Source organism: Aeromonas sp. Y318-3, assembly GCF_027706185.1.
GTDB lineage: Bacteria > Pseudomonadota > Gammaproteobacteria > Enterobacterales > Aeromonadaceae > Aeromonas > Aeromonas veronii.
The window spans coordinates 413151-429147 of record NZ_JAPDCN010000002.1 but is presented as its reverse complement, the minus strand read 5'-3'; the positions used below and the strand labels follow the sequence as shown (position 1 = coordinate 429147).

Below are 15997 nucleotides of genomic sequence, written 5' to 3'. Positions count from 1 at the left end.
CATACAAGGTGTTTATTTATGTCGTTTCTTCTCACCCATCCCGCGCTGGCGCAGCTGTTCGAGCGGCTGCTGCCCGATTACCGGATCATGGCGCCCGCGGCCGAATATCGGGGCGGCCGCTTCTCCGACACCGACAACGTCACCTACCACAGCATCCGCCATCCGGCCGATCTGGTGTGGCAGGAGAAGTCCCACTTCTCCCCGAAAGAGGTGGTGCTCCCCATCACCCAGACCCTGTTCCACTTCGACAATCTGGAGCTGCGTGAATCAAAGGTGGAGGCCAAACCCACCCTGCTGTTCTTGCGCAGCTGCGATATCCACGCCCTGCGCAGGCTGGATCAGGTCTACCTGAAAAACGGCCAGAACAGCGACGTCTACTACGCCCGGCTGCGCAGCAAGCTCAAGCTGGTGCTGCTGGAGTGCCGCGAGAGCTTCGAGAACTGCTTCTGCGTCTCCATGGGCAGCAACGAGACCCAAGACTACGCCGCCGCCATTCGTCTGAGCGATGAGGGTGCCCGCATCGAGGTGAAGGATCCCGAGCTGCTCGGCTACTTTGCCGAACTGGGTGAATCCGATGACTTCACCCCGGAATTTGTCCAGAGCAACCCGGTCAAGGTACGCACCCCGGACAGCGTCTGTGACGACCCCCAGCGGATCCGCCAGATCCTCACCGCCCATCCGGTCTGGGCCGAGTACGACAGCCGCTGCATCGGCTGCGGCCGCTGCACCACCTCCTGCCCGACCTGCAGCTGTTACAGCGTGCACGACCTCACCTATGCGGAGAACCCCAAGCAGGGTGAGCGCCGTCGCCAGTGGGCCAGCTGCATGGTAGATGGCTTCAGCGACATGGCCGGTGGCCACGGTTTTCGCGCCAAGCATGGCGAGCGCCTGCGTTATCGCGCCCTGCACAAGGTCAACGACTACAAGTCCCGTCAGGGGGAGGAGCACATGTGCGTCGGCTGTGGCCGCTGCGACGATCGCTGCCCTCACTACATCTCCTTTAGCAACATCATCAACAAGATGACCGATGTGGTCGAACAGACCATCGCAGCCGACAACGCGCAGGGGGCGAACTGATATGTGCCAGTGCCAGCAAACCGCAACAGCAGAACCGCAGCAGGACGAGGTCGAAAACCGCCTGCTGCCCAAGGCCTACACCATTCTGGCCATCGAGCGTCACACCGAGCTTGAGTGGAACTTTCGGGTATCACGCGACTTTGATGTCCACTACGGCCAGTTTGTGGAGATCTCCCTGCCCACCGTCGGCGAGGCGCCCATCTCGGTCTCCGACTATGGCGATGGATATGTGGACCTGTTGATCCGCAAGGTCGGCAAGGTGACCGATGCGCTGTTTGCCCTCGATGTGGGCGACAAGGTGTGGATGCGCGGCGTCCACGGCAACGGCTATCCGCTGGAGACCTACCGCAACCAGCACCTCATCGTGGTGGCGGGCGGTACCGGCGTCGCGCCGGTCAAGGGGCTGCTGCGCCGCTTCAGCAAACATCCGGAAGAGGTGAAATCCCTCGACATGATCCTCGGCTTCAAGAACGAGCAGGCGGTGCTCTATCGCCACGAGATGCCGCTCTGGGCCGAGCAGCAGAACCTCATCGTCACTCTGGATGAGGGTAAGGAGAGCGAGCAGTTTCGCATCGGCCGGGTCACCGACTACATCGACCAGCTGGATCTCGCTGACAAGGAGGATATCCAGGTGATCGTGGTCGGCCCCCCCATCATGATCCGCTTCGTGGTGCTCGCCTTCCTCGAACGGGGCATCCCCAAGGATCGCATCTGGGTCGACTACGAACGCCGCATGGCCTGCGCCGTTGGCAAGTGTGGCCACTGCCGGATGGGCGACACCTATATCTGCGTGGATGGACCGGTCTTTCGTTTTGACCAGGCCCAGCATCTGATCGACTGAGGGAGAACACCATGAGTCTCGATATCGACATCATCAAGGCCCGCGCCAAGAACGAATACCGCCTCTCCAAGGTGCGCGGCGAAGCGATGATCAGCGTACGCATTCCCGGCGGGATCATGCCCGCCCACCTGCTGGCGGTGGCCCAGCAGATCGCCGAACAGTACGGCAACGGCCTGATCCACCTCACCACCCGCCAGAAGCTGGCGATGCCCGGCATCAAGTATCAGGACATGGACAAGGTCAACGCCGCCCTCGAACCCTTTATCAAGGAGATCGAGGTGGAGACCTGCGGCATCGAGGTAGAGGACACCACAGCCGGTTACCAGACCATCGGCGGGCGCAACATCGTCGCCTGTCAGGGCAACACCATCTGCCAGAAGGGCAATATCGACTGCACCGGGCTGGCCCAGCGGATGGAGAAGCACCTCTACCCCAACCCCTATCACCTCAAGATGGTGATCGCCGGCTGCCCCAACGACTGCGCCAAGGCCAACATGGCCGACTTCGGTATCCTCGGCATCGCCAAGATCCACTTCAATGCCGAGCGCTGCATCGGCTGCGGCGCCTGCGTCAAGGCGTGCAGCCACCACGCTGTGGATTGCCTCGCCATCAAGCATGGCAAGGCGGTCAAGGAGGAGAGCAAGTGCATCGGCTGTGGCGAATGCGTGCTGGCCTGCCCGACTATGGCCTGGCAGCGGGATCCCAAGCAGCTCTATATGGTCAAGCTGGGGGGACGCACCAGTAAGAAGACCCCCCGTACCGGCAAGCTGTTCCTCAACTGGGTGACCGAAGAGGTGCTGCACGCGGTGATCAAGAACCTGTTCGAGTTCGAGGCCGAGATGCTGGATGGCAAACCCATCTACCTGCACATGGGTCACCTTATCGACCGGGCCGGTTATCACAAGTTCAAGGAGCGGGTGCTGCGCGGCGTCACCCTCAACCCGGAAGCCATGGTCGCTGACCGCATCTTCTGGGCCGAAGATCAGTACGTCGCCAACATGCATGTCAAAGCGGTGCAATAGGAAAAACCTCGTTTGGGGAAGCGTGATCAAGTGGCCGACACCGGTGGGGATCTGTCGTGGGCCCGGGCGTAGATCACCCTTCCCCTTTTTTATTCCCGTCGGGGGATCTTTCCCCCGACCATCCGGGGTGCGTCACGGCGCGCCCTGCTATCTCGCCCGGCGCGGCATTGCGAGCGGGCCAGCATCCGGAGCCTGTTATGGACTTTCTCCCTCTCTTCTGTCAGCTGCAAAACAAGCCGGTCCTGATCGTCGGCGGCGGTGAGGTGGCGGTGCGCAAGGCGCGCCTGCTGCTCGATGCCAAGGCGAAGATCACCATCAATGCCCCGCATCTGGAACCCCAGCTGATGAGCTGGGCCGAGCAGGGTCGCCTGACCGTCTGCGCCGCCAGCTTTCATCCCGAACTGCTCGATGGCAAGTGGCTGGTGATCGCCGCCACCAACCAGCAAGAGGTCAACCAGCAGGTCTTTCATGAGGCGAACCTGCGCCAGATCTTCTGCAATGTGGTGGACTCTCCGGCCCACTGCAGCGCCATCATGCCCGCGATCATTGACCGCTCGCCGCTGATGGTGGCCATCTCCAGCGCAGGCGCGGCGCCGGTACTGAGCCGCCAGCTGCGGGAAAAACTCGAAGCGTTGCTACCGCAACACCTCGGCCAGCTCGCGGCGCTGGCGGGCAAGCTGCGCGAGAGGGTCAAACTCATTCCGGACAAGCTGGCCCGCCGCCGCTTCTGGGAGCGATTCTTTAGCCACGATCGCCTCGCCCGCCAACTGGCCCGCGGCCAGCAGCAAGCTGCCGAACAGAGCGTCGCAGAGCTGCTCGATGAGCCGCTGCAGAGCAAGGGAAGCGTAACCCTGGTCGGCGCAGGCCCCGGCGATGCGGGGCTGCTCACCCTAAGCGGTCTGCAGCAGTTGCAGCAGGCGGATGTGGTGGTCTATGACCGACTGGTCTCGCAGGAGGTGTTGGCGCTTGTGCGCCGGGATGCCGAGCGGATCTTTGTTGGCAAGGAGGCGGGCCGCCACTGCGTACCCCAGCAGGCGATCAACCAGCTGTTGCTGGAACAAGCGCTGCTGGGCAAACAGGTGGTGCGGCTCAAGGGGGGCGATCCCTTTATCTTTGGCCGGGGTGGCGAGGAGCTGGAAACCCTGGCCGAGGCGGGCATCCCCTTCTCGGTGGTACCGGGCATTACGGCAGCCTCAGGCTGCGCCGCCTACAGCGGCATTCCCCTCACCCACCGCGATCACGCCCAGCGGGTGCAGTTCATCACTGGCCACGACAAGGAGGGCAATATCGCCCAGGAGTGGTCGGCGCTGGCGGCCCCCCGCCAGACCCTGGTGTTCTACATGGGGCTGGCCCATGCCGCCCGCATTCAGGATGAGCTGCAAACCCACGGCATGCCCGGTCACACCCCGGTGGCGCTGGTGGAGCAAGGCACCCAGCTCAGTCAGCGGGTGGTGCGCGGCGAGCTGCAGCAGTTGGCCGAACTGGCCCGTCAGGTGAAGAGCCCGAGTCTCATCATTATCGGCTCGGTGGTCACTCTGGCCGACAAGCTGGACTGGTATGGGGAAGCCAACGCCATCCACGGCATCTAACCCCGCACGACTATCATCCAATAGAGACAACAAAACAGAGAGCGGCCATGCCGCTCTCTGTTTTTTGCATCAATGACCAAGCCGTGGCACGGCGCGTCTGTTACTCCAGTGTGATGGGGCCGGTGTTCTGAACATCGCTGTCATTCCAGTCGCTCTCATCGCGAATACGCGGATCCCCCTGCAAGGTGTAGAGGATAGAGCCCTGACGAAACTGCAGCGCACCATCGGCCCGTTTCGCCTTCACCTTGACTCCGTTGACCCACACCTGCTCCTTGCCATCCACCTGAATATTGGCCACCGTGGCGCCTGTCTCGCGGTTCTTGGCGATCCACTTGCCCTGATAGGGCGAGTCCCCCTTGGCCATCGGCAGTGCGGCTGCCTTGCCCGCCGACCAGGCGTGCACGGTGCAAAAGCCGTGGGCCCGGCGATCATGCTTGATGTCGTAATCCAGCGTGGGTTCGCTGGCGGGCAGATCGAAGGTGATCCCGATGACCACCTTGCCGTTTGTGGCCGAATAGGCGGCGGGCGCCAGCGTTTTCAGGGTCGCCTTCTTGCCATTGATAAAGACGTTGCCCCCTTGTGACTTGACCCGGATATCGGTGGGACAAGTCGCGCTGAAGTTGGGCAGCGCCGCGAGGGCACTGCCGGCATGGGCGGTCATGGCCAACATGACAAGGGTCAGCAGAACAGGTTTTTGATTCATTTTGATACGCCTTCAAGAGAAGAGAACCTCGTCCGTGAGCAGTGTCGTTCCTGATGGCGGCACTCTAGCTTGACCCTCTCGGGCTACCCAGTTAAAAAAAATAAAACCGGTCAGTGGAGTTATTAATAAATATAAATATTTAAAATCAATATTTTAAGTGACAACCCCTCCAGCCACCACGTATCAGACAGGCAATAAAAAAGCCGATAACCCGGTTATCGGCTCATTGCCCATGCAGAGGCGGGTGCCCGATCAGACCACCACGGCGGTGCCACTGATGCTGACCATCAGCATGCTGCCATTTTGCCCCACCACCTCGTAGTCGATATCGATGCCGACCACTGCGTTGGCACCAAGGGCCGCTGCGCGCTCTTTCAGCTCATCGAAGGCGATCTCGCGGGCACGGGCCAGCTCTTTTTCATAGGCACCGGAGCGGCCGCCGATGATGTCGCGGATCCCGGCAAAGAGATCCTTGAAAATGTTGGCGCCGAGAATGGCTTCGCCAACCACGATGCCGCGGTATTCACGAATGGTTTTGCCTTCCAGCGTGGGGGTCGTCGAGAGGATCATCTTGAACTCCTGTGAGTAGCAGAAGGGCTCAGACTACCCCAACTGCCCGAAAATCCCAACCGGAGGGTGACCTGTACGACGCCGTCCTTAAAAATCACGGCGGCCAGATAAAAAAACACCGCGCAAAGGGCGCGGTGTTTGTTTCAGAGGGACATTGCCAACGGCACCGCCGTTACGGATTGTAAGAGACCACCGAGCCACTGAGGCCGGTCATCTGGGAGATCCGCCCCTGCATGCCCTGCAGTTTGGCCTTGGAGACATCCGGTCCGATAAAGACCCGGTTGAGCTGACCCTGCACCGGTGTGCGCGGCGAGGTGTGGGCAGAGTAGCCCGCCGCCCGCAGCTTGCTCACCAGCGCGTTGACGCTGTCGACGTTCTTGAAGGCGCCAAGCTGAAGGATCCAGCTGCCCTGCGCCGGTGCCGCAGCAGGCGCGGGAGTGGTCGGCTGGGTCATCTTGCTTTCAATCAGATCGTCGAGGGACTTGATCTGACCCGCCTGCGGCTTGGTCGGTGCGGGTGCCTTGGCCACTTCAACCGGTTTGGCTGGCGTCGGCTTGGGTGCTGGCTTTGGCGGTTCTACCGGTTTTTTGGCCACCACTTCCGGCTTGGGCTGTGGCTTGGGTTGGGCATTCTGTTGCGGCTGAACCGGTGCCGGTGCGGCAGGGGTTGTCGCCGGCTGCGCACCGTTGCCCTGACCGGCGAGGGTCATGGGGTCAGCCACCTCTTCCACTTGCCACTGCTGGGCCGCAGAGGCCTGTTGCTGGCTGGCCAGATGATCGGCTGGCAGGCTGCTGGCTGCCGAGACCTGCAGCGCGGGCTTGGCAGGCTCCAGCTCGGGGCGCAGCGGGATCTTGGCAAAGGCCTCCTCCTTTTGTGCCAGCTTGTGACCATCCAGCAAGTCCGGCAGGAAAATAACAACCAGGGCCACCAGGATGACGGTGCCCACCAGACGGTTTTGAAACTTCGAGGCCAAGTTGAATCCTACCTTTACGTAACTCAATATGCGATTTGGCTCCCCGCCCGAAGGCCGGGGAGCCGGGGTGTGGCCTAGACGGCGACACCCGCCAGAATGTCGGCGACAGTGTAAAACGAACCAAACACAATGACCATATCGTCCGGACTCGATGCGGCCAACGCTGCCTGATAAGCGGCGCTGACATCATCAAACTCTCTGGCAGGGCCCTTTCCCTCCCCCAGCGCCGCAGCCAGTTGCGCAGCAGTGGCGGCGCGCGGGCCGGTGAGGCTGGCCAGATACCACTCGCCAATCAGACCATCAAGTTCGGCAAGGGATCCCGCCATGTCCTTGTCTTTGAGCATGCCGACCACGGCGCGGCGCACACCCGCGCAGGGCATCTTGCGCAATTGCGCTGCCAGATAGGCTGCCGAATGGGGGTTATGGGCTACATCGACGATCACCAGCGGCGCACTTTGCAGCTGCTGCATCCGGCCAGCCAGACGGGCATTGGCCAGCCCGTCACGAATGGCGGACTCCGGCAGCGGCAAGCCGAGGGACTCCAACGCCGCCAGTACGGTCACCGCGTTCATCAGCGGCAGCGCCGGTTTTGGCAGATCCCGCCACTGGTTGAGGCCGTGATAATCCCAACCGCTCTCGTGCTCATCGCCACGAAAATCGATACCAACCTGACGCAGGTTGGCGCCAAGACGCGCAGCTTCGCTCGCGATAGTCGCAGGCGGATTGGGCTCGCCACTGATGGCGGGTTTACCGGCGCGATAGACCCCAGCCTTCTCCACCGCCACTGCTTCGCGGGTATCACCCAGCCAGTCGCAGTGATCGAGGGCAATGGAGGTGATCATCGCCACATCGGACTCCACCACGTTGGTGGCGTCGAGCCGACCGCCCAGTCCCACTTCCAGCAGCAGCACATCGGGGGCGGCGCGGCAGAAGAGCCACAAGCCAGCCAGGGTGGCGAACTCGAAGAAGGTAAGGGCAATCTCGCCACGCGCCGCTTCCACTTCGGCAAAAGCGGCGCAGTGATCGCTGTCGGACAGCTCTTGCCCGTTGACCCGCACCCGCTCGGTAAAGCGCAGCAGATGGGGCGAGGAGTAGACGCCGACCTTGTAGCCTGCGGCCATCAGAATGCTGGCCGCCATGGCACAGCTGGAGCCCTTGCCGTTGGTGCCCGCCACCGTGATCACCTTGAACGGCAGCTGGGTGAGATCCATGCGCCGGGCGACAGCACCGACCCGATCCAGCCCCATGTCGATATTGACCGGATGGATCTGCTCCAAATAAGAAAGCCAGTCGACAAGCGACCGGCTTTGGGATTGTTGCATGTTTGAACTCATCTTCACTCTTCGATGACGTGAGTATTCAGCATTTTGGCAAGCAGGCTGGCCAGACGGTTACGCATTTCGCGGCGATCGATGATGATATCGATGGCACCCTTTTCCAGCAGGAATTCGGAGCGCTGGAAGCCTTCCGGCAGCTTCTCGCGCACGGTCTGCTCGATAACACGCGGGCCGGCAAAGCCGATCAGCGCCTTGGGCTCGCCCACGTTGATGTCACCCAGCATCGCCAGACTGGCAGAGACGCCACCCATGGTGGGGTCGGTCAGCACGGAGATATAGGGCAGGCCCGCCTTGGTGAGTCGGTCCAGCGCTGCACTGGTCTTGGCCATCTGCATCAGGGAGAAGAGGGCTTCCTGCATGCGAGCACCACCAGAGGCGGAGAAGCAGACCAGGCCACGGCCTTCCTTGATGCACTCCTCGACGGCGCGCACAAAGCGGGCACCGACCACGGAGGCCATGGAGCCACCCATGAAGGAGAATTCGAACGAACAGGCGACAACCGGTACCCCTTTGAGGGTCCCTTTCATCACCACCAGCGCATCTTTCTCCGCCGTCTCTTTCTGAGCGGCAGACAAACGATCCTTGTAGCGCTTGGAATCCTTGAATTTCAGTACATCCTGCGGCTCCAGCTCGGCACCGATCTCGGTACGACCCTGCTCATCGAGGAAGCTCTCGAGACGGGCGCGGGCGCTGATGCGCATATGATGATCACACTTGGGGCACACTTCGAGGTTGCGCTCCAACTCTGCCCGGTAGAGCACCTGTTCACAAGCACTGCACTTGGTCCACACCCCTTCCGGAATGTTGTGACGACGGGGCGCAGTGATCTTGCTCTTGGGAAGAATCTTCTCAAGCCAGCTCATGGAATTCCTTAATGCTTTTGTGCCTGACAAAACGCATCGAGCCTAGATTGTTCAATGACTTAATAGCTCGATGGCAACAAATGACGGGTCATTAAACCACAATTTTTCGGGCGCAGTTACTAAAAACTGGTCGTACCCGGTGCCGAGTCCGGCAGCCACAGCGGGCCGAGCGGCAACTGCGGTAGAGCAAACTCGGCTGGGTAATCCACGTCGACCAGATAGAGGCCACCGGCCTTGGCGGTCGGCCCGGCCAGATTGCGATCCTTGGCAGCCAGCACCTCGGCAATCCACTCCACCGGTTTGAGCCCCTGCCCCACCAGCAGCAGGGAGCCGGTGATGTTGCGCACCATATGGTGCAGGAAGGCGTTGGCCTTGATGTCGAGCACGATGTAGGGGCCGGAGCGGCTGACACACAGATGGGTCACATTGCGCCACGGGGTGTTGGATTGGCAGGCGACGGCACGGAAGGTGCTGAAGTCGTGCTCCCCCAGTAGGCTCTGGCCCGCCTGGTGCATCAACTCCGCATCGATGGTCTCGTGGTAGTGGCTGACGCCACTGCCGAGGATCGCCGGCCGGTAGTTGTGGTTGTAGATGACATAGCGGTAGCGACGGGCGGTGGCGCTGAAGCGGGCGTGGAAGCTCTCGTCCACCTGCTTGACCCAGCGCACGGCGATATCCGGCGGCAGGTTGGAATTGAGCCCCAGGGTCCAGGCCCCTTCGGCACGGTTCGCCTCGGTATCGAAGTGGATCACCTGACCGGTCGCATGGACACCGGCATCGGTGCGTCCGGCACACTGGATGGAGACAGGGTGGTTGGCAATCCGGCTCAGCGCCGTCTCCAGTTCAGCCTGCACGCTGATCACTTCACGCTGACGCTGCCAGCCGAAATACCGGCTGCCGTCATATTCAATACCTAGGGCAATTCGCATGGATAAACTTGTCTTGTTGTGAAAACGCAGTGAAAGAAACGGGGCGGATTATACGCGCTCAGCCTGAAAAGTCCCACCACGCACGCAATTGGCCCAGATTGAGAGCCTGCGCGGCCATACTCGCACCGTTGCAACTCGCCAAAAGAAGAGGGCAGCCTGCTGGCTGCCCCCGTTTTGCTGATCCCGTGATGGGAAATGCTTTAGCCCAACCGCTTGAGCAACTTCTCGGCTTCGGCGCGCTGGTGATCGCTGCCCTGCTCCGCAGCCTCTTGCAGCAGCTCGCGGGCGCTATCCTTGTCATCAATCTCGAGGTAGGCACGGGCCAGATCCAGCTTGGCCCCCACACCGCCGTCGTCGGCATCCACGTCAAATCCGGTGGATTCCGGCAGCACCTCGGGGAAGCCATCGAGCCCCACATCCAGCGAGAAGCCCTGATACGGCTCCTGCTCCGGCGCGGTGGCATCCGCTTCGGCCAGCAGCTTGTCGATCTCGACGTAGCCACTCTCCTGTGCCTGCTCACGGGGCTGGAGATCTGCCGGATGTGATTCCACCTCGGCGAACGCATCTTCGAAATCGGAGAGCGCCAGCTCGTTGGGATCCCACTCCAGATCCAGCTCCGCTTCCTTCGCCTTGACAGGCTCAAGACCGAGCTCGGCCAGCATGGCATCCGCACTCTCGTCGGCGTCCTCTGCGGCACTGAGATCAATGGCGTTGTCATCTTTCCCTGTGGCGGGCTCGTCGAGGGCACTGTCGAAATCGCCGAGATCGAAGCTCGCCAGATCGTCGTCAGCGGCACCGACTTCGTCGATGGAGCTCAAATCGGGCTCGAGGTCGGCGGAGAGATCCGCATCCAGCTCGGCAAACAGGGCTGCCTGCAGCTCCTCTTCGCTCATGATCTCGTCAGCGGCCTTGGGCTTGGGGTTGAACTCGCTGGCCAGATCCATGGCGGGCTCGTTGGCCAGCGCGATAGGCTCATCCAGCGAGAGATCGAGATCCGGCACAAGGTCCGGGTCACGACTGGCTGGCTGGGCCGCCATCCGCTCGGGCTCAAAGCCCTGCAGCTCCATCTCGCCCTCGTCGCTGAACACCAGATCGACATCCGGCTTGGCGGCCGGCTCGTCAGGCTCCATCGGCATAAAGCCATCGGGGGTGTTGAGATCCGGCACCGGGCGCACCGGCTCGTTGTCGGTCACATCGACGCTCAGCAGATCATCAAACTCGCTCTGCTCCTGATCCATCATCATGGCGGTGGATTCGGAGAGGCTCTTCTCCTGCTCTTCCAGTTCGCGGCGGGCCCGGGCACGCAGCCACAGGGTCACCAGCGCCAAGACCAGCAGCACAGGCAGCAGAATGATCATGGCGAGGTTGAGCGGTGAGGAGAGCAGATCCATCAACCAGTTTTTCTCAGGCTCAGGCTCGGCTGCCACCGGCGGGACCGGTTGAGCCTTGAGCTCGGCAATCTCTTTTTGCAGCGCCGTCTGATCCTGCAGCTGGGCCTTGAGGGTCTCCACCTCTTCGGTCAGGGATTGCAGACGCAGCTTGAGCCTGTGGTTCATCTCGGTCACCTGGCCGAGCTGGGCATTGGCATCTTCCAGTGCCAGCGCCATCTCGGTGGCCGGTTTGCCCACCGGTTTATCCAGATCGGAAGGCAGAGGCGCCGGGGTGGTGCCTTCTGCTGCGCTCGGAGCAGGTGCTACCGCCTCTTTCGGCGCAGGCTCGCTCACCTTGGCCACTTCTTTGGTTTCAGCAGCCGGTTGCGGTGCCACCACCGGGGCGGGAATGGGGGCGGCTTTCGCCACTGGCAGCGGCGCAGGCGCAGCCTTCACCGGCTCGGTCTTGGCGGCTTCCACCTTCGCGGGCTTGGCGGCAGCCGGCTTGGCTGTATGGGCCTGCTTGTCAGCCAGATATTTGGGGCTTAACCCCTTCCAGCTGGCGTTGTCGCTACGGAACTTGGCGCGGGCCTGAGCATCAGTGATGACGCTCGCCTCGGCCGCGGTCGGCAGCAGAATGCGGGATCCCACCAGAATGTGGTTGATATTGCCATCGGCAAAACTGCGGGGGTTTTTCTCGTAAATCGCCACCATGGTCTGGTAGACGCTGACCCGATTGGAGGGGCGATATTTGCTCGCCAGGCTCCAGAGGGTATCGGTCGGACGAACAGGGCCATAGCTACCGGCATTGGCAGTGACCTGACGCACCACCGGCTGGGCGGTTGTACGCACCGGTTGTGCGACGGGTCTGGCGACCGGCTGCGCCAGTGGCTGGGAATTGACGGCGGGAGGTGCGGGTTCGTCAGGGCCTTTTAGCTCGACAAAAAAAGGCTCCCGCGCCGAGTCTTCAGCCTGGACGGTGCCCAGCAGACCCAATGCGAGTAGCGTTGCCAATGTTATGCGGGAATGTCCCATATTCGTTCCTTCGTATGACGGCCCTATCACATTGAAAAATCTGGATAGTTACCCCAAAACAGTCGGTTCAATATAAATCAGGCTCGCCTGGCAAGCCAGCAGTCCGACACATTTAGCACCCAACTTGACCCTGAGTGTAGGAAAAAACTTAATCAGTTGATATCGCAACAGAATCTTGAAGTGACGGAGTGCGGCATGGGTCACACCCTGGTTTGATCACAGGCCGGATGCGCAGCACTCCCTGCTGCGCATCTGTGGCATCTGACCAGCCTTACAGATAGTCGCGAACCAGCAGCTCGGCAATCTGTACACTGTTGGTTGCCGCGCCCTTACGAACGTTATCGGCCACGATCCACATATTGATACCACTCGGGTGAGAAATATCCTGGCGTACCCGACCCACCAGCACCTCATCCTTGCCGGTTGCGTCACGCACCGGGGTCGGATAGTCCCCTTCGTCATCAAACAGGGTCACACCCGGCGCACTGCGCAGCAGATCCTTGACCTGTTCGGCATCGAGCGGCTGGTGCAGTTCGACGTGTACCGCCTCGGCGTGGCCGTAGAAGACCGGCACCCGCACGCAGGTGGGGTTCACGGCAATGCTGGCATCCCCCAGGATCTTCTGGGTTTCCCATACCATCTTCATCTCTTCACGGGTGTAGCCGTTGTCGGTGAAGCTGTCGATCTGCGGGATCAGGTTAAAGGCGATCTGTTGCGGATAGAGGGTCGGTTCCACCGGACGACCGTTGAGCAGATGAGCTGTCTGACCTGCCAGCTCGCTGACCCCCTCTTTGCCGGAGCCTGATACGGATTGATAGGTGGCCACGTTGATGCGGGCAATGCCCACTTCGTCGTGCAGCGGCTTCAAAGCCACCAGCATCTGGATGGTAGAACAATTGGGGTTGGCGATGATGTTGCGATTGCGAAAATCGGCCAGCGCATCCGGGTTCACTTCCGGGATCACCAGCGGGATATCTTCGTCGTAACGGAAGCAGGAGGTGTTGTCGATGACGATGCAGCCGTGTTCGGCAGCAATCGGCGCCCACTTGGCAGAGACCTCTGCACCGGCGGAGAAGAGTGCGATCTGTACCTGGCTCCAGTCAAACTCCTCCACATCGAGGATCTCGAGGTTTTTGCCGCCAAAGCGCACGGTATCACCGGCGCTGCGGCTGGAAGCCAGCGGATAGAGGGTCGCTACCGGAAATTCGCGCTCTTCCAGGATCTCGATCATCGCCTGACCCACGGCGCCGCTGGCACCCAATACCGCTACGTTAAACTGCTGGCTCATTCTGTTCTCCTCTGATAATGCTGCAATGGCGCCGGGTGGCGCCATGGTCGGCAGGCTCCCGCACGGCGAGATGACGCTGCCTGATATGGCTGAGCCAGCGCAGTAGTATCTGCGCCAGCTCAGTAAAAAAGGGGGTCGAGGTAGCCAGTACGGCTCACCTCTTCCAGTTATCTTCCAACTCCTAGTCCCCGATTCAGGGGCGTGACAGCGCAAATCCCAGCTCGCCCAGCGCCTGGTCGGCAAACGCCCCCTCAACCTGCAGGGAGGATAGTTCACGGCGCTCGGGATAGTGTTTGCGCTGCTCGTCAAAGCTGCCGGGCAAGCCGAGTCGGGCCCGGAAACGGGCATCATCGCGGCGCACATCATAGACCAGATGAACCAGCTGCTTGATCAGCGCCTGATCCGGCGCGCGGCCCGGCACCACTGCCTGCACATCGGGGGCGGGCAACAGCCCACTCAAATCCTGACGAGGCTGGTGTCCCAGCTGCTGGCACAGCGCCTGGTAGAGCATCCAGGTACCGCGCGCCTTCCCCTCCAGGCTGTAACCAGCGATATGGGGGGTGGCAATCTCGGTATGGGGCACCAGCGCAGCCAGTGGCTCGGGCTCGTTCTCCCACACATCCATCACCAGTCGCAAAGGCGCATCGCCCAACTGGCGCGCCAGCAGGGCCCGGTTATCCCACACCTCGCCCCGGGAAGCATTGATCAGGATCTGCCCGGCAGGGCGCGCGGCAATCTGTTCGGCATCGAGCAGATGGTAGGTGGCATCCTGCCCTTCACGGGTAATGGGCACATGGAAGCTGACGATATCGGCACCAAGAGCGGTCTGATAATCGACAAAGCCCGCATCGGGGGTATTACGCGCCTTGGGTGGATCGCTGCGCAGTACCCGCATGCCGAGCGCTTGGGCCTTGCCAGCCACACACTCGCCGGTATTGCCCGCGCCAATCACCGCCAAAGTCATGGCCGAGAGGTCGAGTTCATAACGCTCCGCCAGCACCAGCAGGGCGGAGAGCACATAATCCCCCACCGAATACTTGTTGCAACCGGGGGCGCTGAAGAAGGGAATATTGCGGCTTGCCAGCAGGGCCTTGTCCACATGGTCTGTGCCTATGGTGGCGGTGCCGACAAACCCGAGTTTGGGGCTGGTCGCCAGCAAATCGCCGTTGACGCGGGTGACCGAACGCACCAGCAGCACATCGGCATCCAGCAGATCGTGTGCCTGCATCTGCCGCCCAGGCAAGGGGATCACCTCGCCAAATTCGGCAAACAGCTCCACGGCATGGGGCATATTCTCATCAACGACTATCTTCATCGGGCTCTCTTTGGTCACAACCGCCACGGGGGCGCCATTCTAGCGCAAAGCCGCCCGAGATTTCAGCCTGTGATGCAATCCGGCGCGAAAGGGGACCACATTGCGCGGCAGCCTCTCCATCAACCCGCTAAAACAGAGGATGTCGCCACAAATGTGTAAGCAGAGGTAACAAACGTGCTGCTCGGCTTTGTCCGGGCATGTCACGGTGGCACAATGCCCCTCTTTTTTCGCGATCGCCCATACCCACCATGCCGCCACACGCTTCGTCGCTCCCAACGTCAACCGCCTCACTCACCCGCAGCCAGGTGCTTGGCTTCACTGCCCTGTTGATCCTGCCCCTGCTGCTGCTCGCCACCCTGCCCTGGCAGCCTTTTCTGACCGGCTCCCTGCAATCAGGTTGGTTATGGTGGTCATACGCCCTCACCCGCATGGTCGATCTTCCCGGGATCGGGGTCAGTGGCGCCCTCTTGCTGTTGCTGACCCGCTACAAACTCAAACTGGAGCTGGCTCCCTTCATTGCGCTGGGGTGTGTGCTGGCAACCTTGCTCGCCAGCGACTGGGTGCTCAAGAGCCTGATCAAACACCTGACAGAAGAGCCCAGACCCTATCTGCTCTGGCTTGAGAGTCAGGCGCTGATCCCGGCCATCAAGCACTTCTACGCCAGTAGCATCGATGTGCGCACTGAACAGGTTCACGCCGCCAGCCAGTTGCTGGCCCTGCCAGAGTGGCTCGGCCACCACTGGCAGGCCGAGGTGAACTACGCCTTCCCCTCCGGCCACAGCATCGCCGCCATCAGCCTGGCCCAGTTCTTTGGCCTTATCTGGCTTGCCCGCGCCCCCACAGGCGTCTGGCTGCTGCCGTTGTGGGCGCTGGGGGTTGGTCTGTCGCGCATGGTAATGGGAATGCATTGGCCGGTGGATGTGCTGGCCAGCGCCCTGTTGGGCACGCTCACGGCGCTGATTGCCGCCCGCTGGTGGCTGCACAGATATTAAATCGAGCGCCACCTTGCCGCGGTATCCTGCGTGGGATGGGAGGACAAGCCTGTGCTTTTTTGCCATAATGCCGCCTCATTTTATCCCGACCGA

Annotated in this window: 14 protein-coding genes; 5 read left to right on the top strand and 9 right to left on the bottom strand. The window is 61.5% G+C overall.

The genetic code is table 11. From position 1 onward, the window contains the following. Window positions 1-18: 18 nt before the first annotated feature. From asrA to cysG, 4 genes are all read left to right on the top strand, one after another. On the top strand, window positions 19-1077 hold the full coding sequence (gene asrA / locus OKB77_RS04450; protein ID WP_270816984.1) for an anaerobic sulfite reductase subunit AsrA: 1059 nt from the start codon (window positions 19-21) through the stop codon (window positions 1075-1077). Window position 1078: 1 nt separating this feature from the next. Further along, window positions 1079-1918: an anaerobic sulfite reductase subunit AsrB gene (gene asrB, locus OKB77_RS04445; protein ID WP_058058511.1), complete on the top strand. Its 840-nt coding sequence runs from the start codon at window positions 1079-1081 to the stop codon at window positions 1916-1918. A gap of 11 nt (window positions 1919-1929) precedes the next feature. After that, window positions 1930-2940, top strand: coding sequence for a sulfite reductase subunit C (gene asrC / locus OKB77_RS04440; RefSeq protein ID WP_150388917.1), 1011 nt, complete (start codon window positions 1930-1932; stop codon window positions 2938-2940). A gap of 197 nt (window positions 2941-3137) precedes the next feature. Beyond that, window positions 3138-4529, top strand: coding sequence for a siroheme synthase CysG (gene cysG, locus OKB77_RS04435; protein WP_150388916.1), 1392 nt, complete (start codon window positions 3138-3140; stop codon window positions 4527-4529). Between the two features lie 100 nt (window positions 4530-4629). On the opposite strand, the gene OKB77_RS04430 is transcribed toward cysG, so the two are convergent. From OKB77_RS04430 to OKB77_RS04390, 9 genes are all read right to left on the bottom strand, one after another. Continuing rightward, entirely contained in the window at window positions 4630-5232 is a 603-nt protein-coding gene (locus tag OKB77_RS04430) for a hypothetical protein (RefSeq protein WP_150388915.1), read from the bottom strand. 252 nt (window positions 5233-5484) lie between these two features. Beyond that, the gene (locus OKB77_RS04425) at window positions 5485-5802 is read right to left on the bottom strand and encodes a heavy metal-binding domain-containing protein (protein ID WP_005333757.1); all 318 of its coding nucleotides are present in this window, start codon (window positions 5800-5802) and stop codon (window positions 5485-5487) included. A 172-nt stretch (window positions 5803-5974) separates the two neighbouring features. Next, the gene (dedD, locus tag OKB77_RS04420) at window positions 5975-6775 is read right to left on the bottom strand and encodes a cell division protein DedD (protein ID WP_040066443.1); all 801 of its coding nucleotides are present in this window, start codon (window positions 6773-6775) and stop codon (window positions 5975-5977) included. A 74-nt stretch (window positions 6776-6849) separates the two neighbouring features. Next, window positions 6850-8109 (bottom strand): bifunctional tetrahydrofolate synthase/dihydrofolate synthase, encoded by a 1260-nt coding sequence (gene folC, locus OKB77_RS04415; protein ID WP_190973230.1) that lies wholly within the window; start codon window positions 8107-8109, stop codon window positions 6850-6852. Window positions 8110-8111: 2 nt separating this feature from the next. Further along, on the bottom strand, window positions 8112-8975 hold the full coding sequence (gene accD / locus OKB77_RS04410) for an acetyl-CoA carboxylase, carboxyltransferase subunit beta (RefSeq protein WP_005333765.1): 864 nt from the start codon (window positions 8973-8975) through the stop codon (window positions 8112-8114). 119 nt (window positions 8976-9094) lie between these two features. Then, a complete protein-coding gene (gene truA, locus OKB77_RS04405) occupies window positions 9095-9904 on the bottom strand; it encodes a tRNA pseudouridine(38-40) synthase TruA (protein WP_040066446.1) in 810 nt (269 codons plus the stop codon). A gap of 200 nt (window positions 9905-10104) precedes the next feature. Continuing rightward, complete coding sequence (locus OKB77_RS04400) at window positions 10105-12309, bottom strand: FimV/HubP family polar landmark protein (protein ID WP_150388913.1); 2205 nt, start codon at window positions 12307-12309, stop codon at window positions 10105-10107. Between the two features lie 271 nt (window positions 12310-12580). Beyond that, window positions 12581-13597, bottom strand: a complete 1017-nt coding sequence (locus OKB77_RS04395) for an aspartate-semialdehyde dehydrogenase (RefSeq protein ID WP_040066449.1) — start codon at window positions 13595-13597, stop codon at window positions 12581-12583. 193 nt (window positions 13598-13790) lie between these two features. Then, a complete protein-coding gene (locus tag OKB77_RS04390) occupies window positions 13791-14912 on the bottom strand; it encodes a 4-phosphoerythronate dehydrogenase (protein WP_270816983.1) in 1122 nt (373 codons plus the stop codon). Window positions 14913-15160: 248 nt separating this feature from the next. On the opposite strand from OKB77_RS04390, the gene OKB77_RS04385 reads away from it, so the two are divergent. Continuing rightward, on the top strand, window positions 15161-15904 hold the full coding sequence (locus OKB77_RS04385; protein ID WP_150388911.1) for a phosphatase PAP2 family protein: 744 nt from the start codon (window positions 15161-15163) through the stop codon (window positions 15902-15904). Window positions 15905-15997 lie beyond the last annotated feature (93 nt).